Here is a 12,112-nt window from a genome sequence, read left to right on the forward strand (position 1 = left end):
TTCTTCGAAATTCCTCCACCCCCTGCTGAAAGGATCTCCCGATGTCCAGCCACTACCTCGACCTGCTGACCCCCGACAACAGCCAGCTCATCTTCATCGACCAACAGCCGCAGATGGCCTTCGGCGTACAGTCGATCGACCGCCAGACGCTCAAGAACAATGTGGTCGGCCTCGCCAAGGGCGCAAAGGCGTTCGGCATTCCCACGACCATCACCACGGTGGAGACAGCCAGCTTCTCGGGCCACACCTACCCTGAACTGCTGAACGTGTTTCCCGAGAACAAGCTGCTCGAGCGCAGCTCGATGAACTCGTGGGACGACCAGAACGTGCGCGATGCACTCGCGGCGAATCAGCGCCGGAAGATCGTGGTGTCGGGCCTCTGGACCGAGGTCTGCAACATCACCTTCGCCCTCTGCGCCATGAAGGAAGGCGACTACGAAATCTACATGGTGGCCGACGCATCGGGCGGCACCTCGTCCGATGCGCACAAGTACGCCATGGACCGCATGGTGCAGGCCGGCGTGGTGCCCGTGACCTGGCAACAAGTATTGCTGGAGTGGCAGCGCGACTGGGCACGCAAGAACACCTATGACGCGGTGATGGACATCGTGCGCGAACACTCCGGCGCCTACGGTATGGGCGTGGACTATGCCTACACCATGGTGCACAAGGCACCCGAGCGCGTGCAGCACGGTGCCACCATCGGCCCCAACCCCGCCAGGTCCTGATGCTTCCATGGCCACCTCCCCGCACATGCGGGGAAGTGGTATCTTTTCCCCCGCCATTTTCGGGAGTCCACGCATGAAACTCTATGCCCTGTCACTGGCCGCCGGCGTACTCGTCGGCATCGTCTACAGCCTGCTGAGCGTGCGCTCGCCCGCGCCGCCGCTGGTCGCCCTCGTCGGGCTGCTGGGCATCCTGCTCGGCGAACAGATCATTCCGGTGGGCAAGCAACTGCTCGCGGGCGACTCCTTCAGGTCGGCCTGCAACCAGACGCACGCGACCGATCATGTGCTGGGCGCACTGCCCGGCCGCCCCGCCCCAGCCACCACCGCAGTGCCTACGCCGCCACCCGGCGCACGCAACCCGTCCGACCGGGACAGCGCCTGAACTCCCTCTCCTGCAACACGCCGTCTTTCGCATTCAAGGAATCCAAGCCATGTCCGATGTAGAGCCCGACGTCATCTTCCACAACGCACGCATCACCACACTGGACCGCAGCAGACCCGTCGCCAGCGCGGTGGCGGTAAAGGATGGCCGGTTCGTTGCCGTCGGCAGCGACGAGGAAGTCCTGCGGCTGGCCTCCGGCCCCACGCGCCGGATCGACCTGAGGGGCCGCAGCGTGCTGCCCGGTCTCACCGACAACCACACGCATGTGATCCGCGGCGGCCTCAACTACAACCTGGAATTGCGCTGGGATGGCGTGCGGTCGCTGGCGGATGCGATGGACATGCTGCGTCGCCAGGTCGCCTGCACGCCTGCCCCGCAATGGGTGCGCGTGGTGGGCGGCTTCACCGAGCACCAGTTCGTGGAGAAGCGCCTGCCCACGCTGGAGGAAATCAACGCCGTGGCCCCCGATACCCCTGTCTTCCTGCTCCATCTCTACGACCGCGCATTGCTCAATGCGGCGGCGTTGCGTGCGGTCGGCTACACCAGGGACACGCCACAGCCACCGGGTGGCGAGATCGTGCGTGACGGCAGTGGCAACCCCGTCGGCCTGCTGCTGGCCAAACCGAATGCGACGATCCTGTATGCGACGCTCGCCAAGGGACCGAAGCTGCCCTTCGAATACCAGCTCAACTCCACGCGCCATTTCATGCGCGAGCTGAACCGCCTTGGCGTGACCGGCGTGATCGATGCGGGCGGCGGATCGCAGAACTACCCCGAGGACTACGAGGTCATCCGGAAGCTGGACGAGGACAGACAGATCACCGTGCGCCTGGCCTACAACCTGTTCACCCAAAAGCCCAAGCAGGAAAAGGAGGACTTCCTGAAATGGACCTCGCAAGTCACCTACAAGCAGGGCAACGACTATTTCCGCCACAACGGCGCGGGCGAGATGCTGGTGTACTCGGCCGCTGATTTCGAGGATTTCCGGCAGCCGCGCCCGGACATGCCCTCCAGCATGGAAGCCGATCTCGAGGGCGTGGTGCAGGTGCTTGTGCAGAATCGCTGGCCATGGCGTCTTCATGCAACGTATGACGAAACCATCTCGCGCGCGCTCGACGTGTTCGAGAAGGTGGACAGGGAAACTCCGATCGGAGGCCTCCATTGGTTCTTCGATCACGCGGAAACCATTTCCGACCGATCGATCGACCGCATCGCTGCGCTGGGTGGCGGCATCGCCGTGCAACACCGCATGGCCTACCAGGGCGAATACTTCATCGAACGCTATGGCGCTCGTGCAGCCGAGGCCACTCCGCCCGTCAAGCGCATGCTCGAAAAAGGCGTGAAGGTGTCCGCAGGCACGGATGCCACGCGCGTCGCCTCGTACAACCCATGGGTCTCGTTGTCGTGGATGATCACCGGCAAGACCGTCGGCGGCACGCGGCTCTATCCGGAGCGCAACCTGCTCGACCGTGAGACCGCACTGCGCATGTGGACCGAGAACGTTGCGTGGTTCTCCAACGAGGTGGGCCAGCGCGGGCAGATCCGCGAGGGCCAGTTCGCCGACATGATCGTTCCCGATCGCGACTACTTCTCCATCCCCGAGGACGACATCTCCTTCCTCACCTCCGACCTCACAGTGGTGGGCGGACGCATCGTCTACGGCGCGGGCGATTTCGCCACGCTTGACGACAACCCGCTGCCCCCTGCCATGCCCGACTGGTCGCCTGTGCGTCGCTACGGTGGTTTCGCGGCATGGGGAGATCCGGAGGGCGCCGGCAGGAACTCGCTGCACCCGGCACGCTATCAGGCGATCGCCTCGTGCACATGCGCCAGCGGCTGCGGCATGCATGGCCATGACCACGCGAGCGCGTGGGCGTCCAGCGTCCCGGCCTCGGATCTCAAGGGCTTCTTCGGCGCCCTGGGCTGCTCGTGCTGGATGTGACGGCCGCCCATCCCGTCCCACGCCACCATGCCAGCCTTCTCCACCACTTCCATTCGCCATCTCCAGCAGGAGGATCACGCATGAACACAGGAAATCCGCAGCCCACCACGCTTACCGGCCTTCTCGGCTTCAACGCGGGCTATGTCGACACGGTGGGCTTTCTCGCGCTCAATGGCCTGTTCACGGCCCACGTCACCGGAAACTTCGTCACGCTCGGCGCCTCGTTGATCAACGGTACATCCGGGGCATTGTCCAAGCTGATGGCGCTGCCGGTGTTCTGCCTGTTCGTGATGCTCGCGCGCCTCGCCAGCAACGCACTCGCGGGACGCGGCGCTGCCACGCCCATGCGCTGGCTCATCACGGCAAAGACGCTGCTTCTGCTCGCTGCCGCAGCGATGATGATCGGGCTCGGGCCTTTCCAGGACGCCAATGCCCTGCCCGCCTTCGTGGCCGGCATGCTCATGGTCGGAGCGATGGCGGTGCAGAACGCCATGCAGCGCATCCACCTGGGCAGCATGCCGCCGTCCACGCTCATGACCGGCAACACCACCCAGGTGATGATCAATCTGGCCGACCTGCTGCAGGGCGTGCAGGGAGAGACACGCGCCTCGGCCATGGCGCAACTGCACAAGATGCTGCCCGCCATCGCCATCTTTGCCCTGGGCTGTGCATTGGGCGCACTGGCCTACTACTTCTTCGGCATGTGGTGCTTTGCAATACCGCCTGCGGTGTCGCTGTTGAGCGCGTGCTTTGCGCGCGGGGCGTGAATCGAGGAGGATGGCCCGCGCGGCGCGAGCTCAGTCCGCTCCGCGCACCTTGCCGCGCAGGGCCTTGACGCCAGAACGCTGCGACTTGCCTTCGAGGCGCCGTTGCCGCGAGGACCAGGTGGGCTTCGTTGCGCGGCGGGCGCGGCGCACCTCCGCCACGCTGTCCACCAGTTCCTGCAGGCGGCCCAGCGCATCGAGCCGGTTGGCTTCCTGGGTCCGGTATTGCTGGGCCTTGATGACGATGACCCCGTCCTGCGTGAGCCGCTGGTCGCTGAGCGCCAGCAGCCGCTCCTTGATCTCGTCGGGCAGCGACGAGGCCGCCACGTCAAAGCGCAGGTGAACGGCGCTCGAGACCTTGTTCACGTTCTGGCCGCCCGCCCCCTGCGCTCGAATGGCCTTGATGTCCACCTCGCGCTCGTCGACCTGCACGCGCACCACCATCAGTCGGCACCGTCCGCCAACGCGGCGAGCAAGGCCCTGAGGAAGGCCTCGGGGCGCTCGAACTGCACCCAGTGGCCGCTGTCGGCAATCAGCTCGAAGCCCCTGAAATCGGGAGCCGCATCCTCATATGCCCGAGCGAGCACGCTGATCCACTCCTTGTAGAGCGAATCGTTGGCGCCATAGATTGCATGCACAGGGCAGCTCACCTGCGGCAATGAACGGGCAAGAATGTCGGTGTGCGCGAGACGCCTGCGCTGCATGCGGTCGCGCACCACGTTGTTCACATGCACGGCAAGCGCCTCGCCCTCGATCAGCGAGTGATCGCCGAGCATCAGCGCGCCCAGGTTGAAGCGGTGCGCGTTCATCTGTTCCTCGGGAGGCAGGTGGCGCCATGCCTTGAGCTCGAACTGCCGCCTGGGCACCACGCCCATCGCAGGCGCGCCCACCAGCACCAGCTGGCGGGCCAGTTCGGGGTGCGCAGCAAGCAGCATCCCTGCGGTCATGCCGCCGAAGGAAAACCCCACCAGGTCGACGGCACAGGGGCCGAACAGCGCGCGGAAGCTCTCGCACAGCGGCTCGATGATGGCATCCGCATCGCTACCCGCGGGCGGGGCCACCGAGTCGCCAAAGCCCGGCAAGTCCACGGCCCACACCTGGCGGCCGGCCGCCACGAGATCCCGGATGTTGCGGATCCAGTGCATCCAGCTGCCGCTGCCGCCGTGAAAGAGCACCAGAGGCCGGTCGCCGTCCGCCAGCGTGCCCCACACATGCCAGACCACATCGCCGTCGCCGCTCGGCGTGCGATGCACCGTCGCTTCGGAGACAAGGCTGCGCGCGCGTTCCGGCAGGGGCAGTTGCGCCACGGTTTCATTGCGCATGGTCACGCCGACGTCCACCCCGCCATCGCATCGATGGCCAGGCCGTAGCCGTTTACGCCAAAGCCGCACATCACGGCCTTGGCAGCCGCCGACAGGAACGAGTGGTGGCGGAACGCCTCGCGCGCATGCACATTGCTGATGTGCAGCTCGATCATGGGTACGCCGGTGCCCTTGACGGCATCGAGCAGGGCCACGCTGGTATGGGTATAGGCCGCCGCGTTCAGGACCAGGCCGCGCAGCGAACCGGCGGCATGCAGGCGGCCGGCCTCGTGAATCCAGTCCACCAGCTCGCCCTCATGATTGCTCTGGCGAAAGACCAGCCCGAACCCGTGGCGCTGGCAGGCTGCCGCGCAGATCCGCTCCACGTCGGCCAGGGTCTGCGACCCGTAGACGGCCGGCTCCCGGGTACCGAGCAGGTTCAGATTGGGTCCGTTGAGGACAAAAACGGTTTGCGTCATGGTGTCGTCTTCTTCTCTTCTGTCATGCATGAGGACCTTGCGTCTCCAGCAGGGTCCCGGTGTGCGTTGATCCTGCATTATGCGTTCGCGGCACACGACAAAACGGCCCCACAGGGCCGTTGCATGCTCGAATCAAAAGAAGATTCCGCCCTGCGCCAGGGCGGGGCGGAAACTTCAGCGCCAGTGGCGGCCGTGTCTGTGTCCGTGGCCGCGGTGGCCATGGCGGTAACCACCACCGCCGATATAGACGGCTGGAGGCGCAACCATGACAGGCGGCGCGTAGTACACGGGACGGGCGGGACGGTAGTAGACCGGCGGCGGGGGCACGTAAACCGGCTGCGGTGCGTAATAGACCGGCGGGGGCGGAGCATAGTAGGGTTGCGGTGCCGCCACGCCCACGGCCACACCGGGCACGCCGATGCCGACCGACCACGACACACCACCGTGCGCCTGAGCCGCACCGGCGCCTGTCAGCAAAGCCAGGGCCACACCTGCACTGGCTGCCAGGGCATACAGAGAGCGACGTTGGATCATGAATTTCTCCTTGGAACAAAGGGCGAGCGGTTCGCCGTGCAATCCTGCTCGCTTGGTTCGGCGATAGGGTTTGTTCCCTTAACGCGCGACATGCCTTCTAGGATGTCATGTTGTTGGAGCGATGTTGTGTCTGAAAGTTGCCATCGCTGTATCCATCGGTAAACCAAGGTACTCGCTTCCCCTGAGGGTGCCCCCTTGCGGAGTTGAAGTTTTCTTACAATTCAAGCCCTGCTATTCAGGGACGGTCAGCCTTTTCCCGACCGCCGGGGGTTGCGCGGGCTCACGGTGCGGAAGCCGTCTCCCTCGATTTCCACGATGGCCTGGGGTTCAAGGCGGTTGTATTCGATCTCGCAGCCCTGGTTGCTGGGCGTGAACACCAGCCTGGCTCCCGGCGCCAGGCGCGGTACGGTCTGGTGCAGCGGCTTGGACAGGTCGACCGGTGAGCGGGACGAACGGTAGATCAGCTGCTGGTTGGAGCCGTAAAGTTCATAGCATGCGGCCTGTACCTGCGTTGTTGCCAGCACCCCGGCAGCAGCGAGTGCCAGAAAGCCGCCCCGGCGCAGGATCGAAGACTTCGTCATGGGGAACCACCTCCTCAATGCGTGTTGTCATTCATTATTGCCAACTCGTCGCTGAAAACCATAGTCTTTTATTGTCAAACCGGACCGGCGGCGGACGCAGCAGCCCGGGCGGTCACCCATGGACATGCAGGTGGGTGGAGTTCTTGACCTCCTCCATCACGGCGTAGGTGCGGGTTTCGCGCACGCCGGGCAGTTGCCACAGCACCTCGCCCGCGAAGCGGCGATAGGCCTCCATGTCGGCCTGCCGTGTCTTGAGGAGGTAGTCGAAGCCGCCTGCCACCATGTGGCACTCCATGATCTCGGGCCGCGTCTGCACCGCCGCGCTGAACTCCTCGAACACATGGGGCGTGGTGCGGTCGAGCAGCACCTCCACGAACACCAGCATGCCGGCGCCCAGCAACAGCGGGTTGAGCCGCGCCTCATAGCCCAGGATGTAGCCGTCGCGGGTGAGCCGCTGCACGCGCGCCAGCACGGCGGTCGGGGACAGCGCGACCTCTTCCGCGAGCTTGAGATTGGCGATACGGCCATCCTTTTGAAGGATATGCAGTATTTTTCTGTCAATCCTATCTATTTCCACTACCAAACATCCAATCTAAAAATATTTATTCATCGAATGACCCTATATTTTGAACATTAATTCAATGAAAAAACAAGCATCATCGCCCCTTTCCGTTTTAGAAACCGATCATGCAACCCATCGCTCAGACCATGACCGCCCCCTTCGCCCCGCGCCCGCAGACTGACGGCGCCTTGCGCGAGAACATCACCGCCGCGTACCGCATTCCCGAACCCCAGGCACTGGCGCCATTGCTCGACCTGGCACGCATCCCGGCCGAACAGCAGCGCCAGGCGCACGACCTGGCGCTGCAGCTGGCGGGCACGCTGCGCGAGCGCAAGTCCGACCAGGGGCGCGCCGGGCTGGTGCAGGGCCTGCTGCAGGAGTTCGCGCTGTCCTCGCAGGAGGGCGTTGCGCTGATGTGCCTGGCCGAAGCGCTGCTGCGCATTCCCGACAGCGCCACGCGCGATGCACTCATCCGCGACAAGATCAGCCATGGCGAGTGGGACCGCCATCTCGGCAAGAGCCCCTCGCTGTTCGTGAATGCCGCGACCTGGGGACTGCTGATCACCGGGAAACTGGTCAGCACGCACAGCGAAGGCGGTCTCAAGGACGCGCTGCGCCGCATCACGGCGCGTGGCGGCGAGCCGCTGATCCGCAAGGGCGTGGACATGGCCATGCGCATGATGGGCGAGCAGTTCGTGACCGGCGAGACCATTGCCGAGGCGCTCAAGCATGCCGCGCCACTGGAGGCCGAGGGCTTCCGCTATTCGTACGACATGCTGGGCGAGGCCGCACTGACGGCCGAGGATGCCGAGCGCTACATGCAGTCCTACGTGGATGCGATCAATGCCATTGGCAAGGCGTCGAACGGACGCGGCGTGTACGAAGGCCCCGGCATCTCGATCAAGCTCAGCGCACTGCACCCACGCTACAGCCGCGCGCAACACCAGCGCGTGATGGAAGAGCTCTATCCGCGCGTGCTGCGCCTTGCCGACCTGGCCTGCCGGTACGACATCGGCCTGAACATCGATGCCGAGGAGGCCGATCGCCTTGAACTCTCGCTCGACCTGCTGGAGCGCCTGTGCCACGAGCCCTCGCTCGCAGGCTTCAAGGGCATCGGCTTCGTGATCCAGGCCTACCAGAAACGCTGCCCGTTCGTCATCGATTTCGTGATCGATCTGGCACGTCGCACGCAGCACCGCCTGATGGTGCGCCTGGTCAAGGGCGCATACTGGGACAGCGAGATCAAGCGCGCGCAGGTCGACGGCCTCGCCGACTATCCGGTCTATACCCGCAAGTCACACACCGACGTGTCCTACATCGCCTGCGCGCGCAAGCTGCTGGCCGCGCCCGATGCGATCTACCCCCAGTTCGCCACGCACAACGCGCAGACGCTGGCCACCATCTTCACCATGGCGGAGCCGGCCACGTACCAGCCCGGCCAATATGAATTCCAGTGCCTGCACGGCATGGGCGAGCCGCTGTACGAGCAGGTGGTCGGCCAGGCCGCCAAGGGCAAGCTGGGCCGTCCCTGCCGCGTGTATGCGCCGGTGGGCACGCACGAGACACTGCTGGCCTACCTGGTGCGCCGCCTGCTGGAAAACGGCGCCAACACCTCGTTCGTGAACCGCGTGGCCGATGCCACGCTGCCGCTCGAGACACTGATCGAGAACCCGGTCGCCACGGTCGATGCGGACGCGAAGAACGAGGGCGGCGTCGCCCTGCCCCACCCGCGCATTCCCCTGCCGCCCGCGCTGTACGGTGCCGCTCGCCGCAACTCGGCGGGCATCGACCTGTCCAGCGAATTCGTGCTGGCCGACATCGATGCGGCACTGCGTGCCAGCGCGGCGCAGCCCCACAGTGCGACACCGATGGTCGGGGACAGGACGGCCGGCCACGATGGCGGCGGTCTGGTGACGGCCGTCACCAACCCCTCGGATCGCAGCGAGATCATCGGCCAGGTGCAGGAGGCATCGGCGAGTGATGTCGATGCCGCGCTGCGCGCAGCCCAGGCCGCACAGCCCGCATGGGCCGCCACGGCACCGTCCGAACGTGCGGACATGCTGCAGCGCGCGGCCGACCTGCTGGAATCCGAACTCCTGCCGCTGGTCGCCCTCACCATGCGCGAGGCCGGCAAGACGGCCGCCAACGCCGTGGCCGAAGTGCGCGAGGCGGTGGACTTCCTGCGCTACTACGCCGCGCAGGCACGGCTGCTGGAACAGGAGGCGCCGGGCTGCGTGCCGCTCGGGCCGGTCACCTGCATCAGCCCGTGGAATTTCCCGCTGGCCATCTTCATGGGCCAGGTGTGCGCCGCGCTGGCCGCGGGCAACACCGTGCTCGCCAAGCCGGCCGAGCAGACGCCGCTGATCGCTGCGAGCGCGGTGCGCCTCCTGCATCGCGCAGGCGTCCCGCAGGCTGCCGTGCAACTGCTGCCGGGCCGCGGTGAAACCGTGGGCGCGCAGCTGGTGGGCGATGCGCGCGTGATGGGCGTGATGTTCACCGGCTCCACCGAAGTTGCACGCATCCTGCAGCGCAACCTCGCGGGCCGCTTCGATGCGCACGGCCAGCCCATCCCGCTGATCGCGGAAACCGGAGGGCAGAACGCGCTGATCGTGGACTCCTCCGCGCTGGTCGAGCAGGTGGTGGTCGACGTGGTGTCCAGCGCCTTCGACAGCGCAGGCCAGCGCTGCTCTGCGCTGCGCGTGCTCTGCGTGCAGGCCGACGTGGCCGACCGCGTCGGCGCCATGCTGTGCGGGGCGATGCAGGAACTGCATGTCGGCAATCCGACCCGGCTGGCGGTGGACATGGGCCCGGTGATCGACGAGGACGCACGCGCCACCATCGAATCCCACATCGCGCGCATGCGCGGCAAGGGCCACGACGTCTACCAGTCCACGGTGGACGATGCGGAAGTCGCGGCAGGCAGCTTCGTCAAGCCCACGCTCATCACGCTGAACAGCATTTCCGAACTGGGCCGCGAGGTGTTCGGCCCGGTGCTGCACCTCGTGCGCTACGAGCGCGAGAACCTGGAGCAATTGCTCGACCAGATCAACGGCACGGGCTACGGCCTCACCCAGGGCCTGCATACCCGGATCGACGAGACCGTCGCCAGGGTGGTCGACCGCGCCCAGGCAGGCAATGTCTACGTGAACCGCAACATCGTGGGCGCCGTGGTCGGCGTACAGCCGTTCGGCGGAGAAGGCCTGTCCGGCACCGGCCCGAAGGCCGGAGGGCCGCTGTACATGCTGCGCCTGATGGCGCGTCGCCCCGATGGCGCGGCACGCGCAGCGCTTGCCGGTACCGCCGCGAAGACACCGGATGCCGGCGCGCAGCAGGCATTGCAGGCCCCGCTTGCAGCACTGGCCGAATGGGCGGGCGCTGCTGGTCGCCAGCGCGTGGCACAGGCATGTGCCGCGCATGCGCAATCGGCGTGCGCCGGCGTTCTCTGCACCCTGCCGGGCCCGACCGGCGAGCGCAACGAGTACCGCGTGCTGCCGCGCGAGCAGGTGCTGTGCATCGCCGACAGCGACGACGCCCTGCTGGTGCAGTTGAGCGCCGTGCTGGCGGTGGGGTCGCGGGCGCTGTGGCCCGCCGCGGCACAGGCGCTTCACGCGCAGCTGCCGCAAGCCGTGCAGCAGCGCATCGTGCTGGCCAACGACTGGACGCGCGACTCCGTCCATTTCGATGCCGTCCTCCATGCGGGCAACGGCACATCACTGCAGCAACTGTGCGAGCGCGTCGCCCAGCGCCCGGGCGCCATCGTCGGTGTCACGCATGTGGCCGACGGCGACAACGTCGTGCTGGAGAGGCTGGTGCTGGAGCGCGCACTCAGCATCAACACGGCGGCGGCCGGCGGCAACGCCAGCCTGATGACGCTGGCCTGATCCCCCTGCCCGCCCGCCTTGGCCCTTCAAAAGGGAACCAAGTGGACTTGCCGTGGTCGATATGCTCCGGGGCTCCCTCCTTTGAAGAGAAAGAGGGAGCCTCCTTCATCATCTTCAGGTATCACTGCGCATGGGGCACACACTGCAACTCGGTCCACTCGTTCTTCCGTGGGCCTTCATCGTTTTTCTGGCGGGCTACTTCGCCGCGACCTGGCTCTGCGGATGGCTTGCGCGCCGGCAGGGCCTCAAGGCGGAGTTTCACAGCTGGGCAACCGCGCTGATCGGCTTGGCTGCAGCGCGGCTTGCGTTCGTCGTGCAATACGCGTCCGCCTATGCCGGCAATCCCCTGAGCATCATCGACATCCGCGACGGCGGCTGGGAGCCCGTCGCGGGCCTCGTGGCCATCGGCGTTTATGCCCTCGCCCTCTGGATCTGGCATCACGCCGCCGCCAAGGCGGTGACTGCCGGTGTCGTCGCGTTTGCCGCGATCTGGCTCGGCGCGGGCGGCCTGCTCACGGCGCTCTCGCCGCGGAATGCCCAACTCCCCGAATTCCAGGCCGTGGCGCTGGACGCAAGCACGTTGTCGCTGCCCTCGCTCAAGGGCCAGCCGGTGGTCGTCAATCTCTGGGCCACCTGGTGCCCGCCTTGCCGGCGCGAGATGCCCGCATTGCTCGCGGCGCAGAAGGCACATCCCGACGTGCGTTTTCTGTGGGTGAACCAGGGCGAGAAGCCCGAAGCGGTGCTGCGCTACATCCAGCAGATCGGCCTGTCGCCATCGGATGTGCTGATGGACACCGAGGAGGGCCTGGGCCGCATGCTGCAACAGCGTGCGCTGCCGACCACGCTGTTCTTCAACGCCGAGGGGCGGCAGGTGGCGATCCGTTCGGGTGAACTGTCGCATGCCACGCTTGCGCAGCACATGGAGCAGATCGCGCGCACACGCTGAAGTGTTGATGGG

The 12,112-nt window shown here is 66.1% G+C and carries 12 protein-coding genes; 6 read left to right on the plus strand and 6 right to left on the minus strand.

The window, feature by feature from the left end; translation table 11 throughout:
• The first annotated feature begins 41 nt into the window (after positions 1-41).
• The 4 genes from H9K76_RS14375 (at position 42) to H9K76_RS14390 (ending at position 3,819) form a co-directional block, all read left to right on the plus strand.
• The gene (locus H9K76_RS14375) at positions 42-728 is read left to right on the plus strand and encodes a hydrolase (protein ID WP_187596065.1); all 687 of its coding nucleotides are present in this window, start codon (positions 42-44) and stop codon (positions 726-728) included.
• A gap of 73 nt (positions 729-801) precedes the next feature.
• Positions 802-1,110, plus strand: coding sequence for a XapX domain-containing protein (locus H9K76_RS14380; RefSeq protein WP_187596066.1), 309 nt, complete (start codon positions 802-804; stop codon positions 1,108-1,110).
• Positions 1,111-1,159: 49 nt separating this feature from the next.
• Positions 1,160-3,052 (plus strand): amidohydrolase, encoded by a 1,893-nt coding sequence (locus tag H9K76_RS14385; protein ID WP_187596067.1) that lies wholly within the window; start codon positions 1,160-1,162, stop codon positions 3,050-3,052.
• Between the two features lie 80 nt (positions 3,053-3,132).
• Positions 3,133-3,819, plus strand: a complete 687-nt coding sequence (locus H9K76_RS14390) for a YoaK family protein (protein ID WP_187596068.1) — start codon at positions 3,133-3,135, stop codon at positions 3,817-3,819.
• Positions 3,820-3,849: 30 nt separating this feature from the next.
• Here H9K76_RS14390 and arfB read toward each other — a convergent pair whose 3' ends face one another.
• From arfB to H9K76_RS14420, 6 genes are all read right to left on the minus strand, one after another.
• Positions 3,850-4,260, minus strand: a complete 411-nt coding sequence (gene arfB, locus H9K76_RS14395; protein WP_187596069.1) for an alternative ribosome rescue aminoacyl-tRNA hydrolase ArfB — start codon at positions 4,258-4,260, stop codon at positions 3,850-3,852.
• Complete coding sequence (locus H9K76_RS14400; RefSeq protein ID WP_187600649.1) at positions 4,260-5,138, minus strand: alpha/beta fold hydrolase; 879 nt, start codon at positions 5,136-5,138, stop codon at positions 4,260-4,262. The genes arfB and H9K76_RS14400 overlap by 1 nt, the downstream gene beginning before the upstream one ends.
• A 2-nt stretch (positions 5,139-5,140) precedes the next feature.
• Positions 5,141-5,596 (minus strand): type II 3-dehydroquinate dehydratase, encoded by a 456-nt coding sequence (aroQ, locus tag H9K76_RS14405; RefSeq protein ID WP_187596070.1) that lies wholly within the window; start codon positions 5,594-5,596, stop codon positions 5,141-5,143.
• A gap of 174 nt (positions 5,597-5,770) precedes the next feature.
• On the minus strand, positions 5,771-6,130 hold the full coding sequence (locus H9K76_RS14410) for a hypothetical protein (protein WP_187596071.1): 360 nt from the start codon (positions 6,128-6,130) through the stop codon (positions 5,771-5,773).
• Between the two features lie 245 nt (positions 6,131-6,375).
• Positions 6,376-6,711 carry a hypothetical protein gene (locus H9K76_RS14415; protein WP_187596072.1) on the minus strand — a complete coding sequence of 112 codons (336 nt, stop codon included), beginning with the start codon at positions 6,709-6,711 and terminating at the stop codon, positions 6,376-6,378.
• A 112-nt stretch (positions 6,712-6,823) separates the two neighbouring features.
• Positions 6,824-7,288, minus strand: a complete 465-nt coding sequence (locus H9K76_RS14420; RefSeq protein WP_425489592.1) for an Lrp/AsnC ligand binding domain-containing protein — start codon at positions 7,286-7,288, stop codon at positions 6,824-6,826.
• A 110-nt stretch (positions 7,289-7,398) separates the two neighbouring features.
• On the opposite strand from H9K76_RS14420, the gene putA reads away from it, so the two are divergent.
• Both putA and H9K76_RS14430 read left to right on the plus strand, forming a co-directional pair.
• On the plus strand, positions 7,399-11,154 hold the full coding sequence (gene putA, locus H9K76_RS14425) for a trifunctional transcriptional regulator/proline dehydrogenase/L-glutamate gamma-semialdehyde dehydrogenase (protein ID WP_187596074.1): 3,756 nt from the start codon (positions 7,399-7,401) through the stop codon (positions 11,152-11,154).
• Between the two features lie 130 nt (positions 11,155-11,284).
• Positions 11,285-12,100, plus strand: coding sequence for a TlpA disulfide reductase family protein (locus tag H9K76_RS14430; protein WP_187596075.1), 816 nt, complete (start codon positions 11,285-11,287; stop codon positions 12,098-12,100).
• Positions 12,101-12,112: the final 12 nt, after the last annotated feature.

It is taken from the genome of Diaphorobacter ruginosibacter (assembly GCF_014395975.1).
Taxonomy (GTDB): Bacteria; Pseudomonadota; Gammaproteobacteria; order Burkholderiales; family Burkholderiaceae_C; genus Diaphorobacter_A; species Diaphorobacter_A ruginosibacter.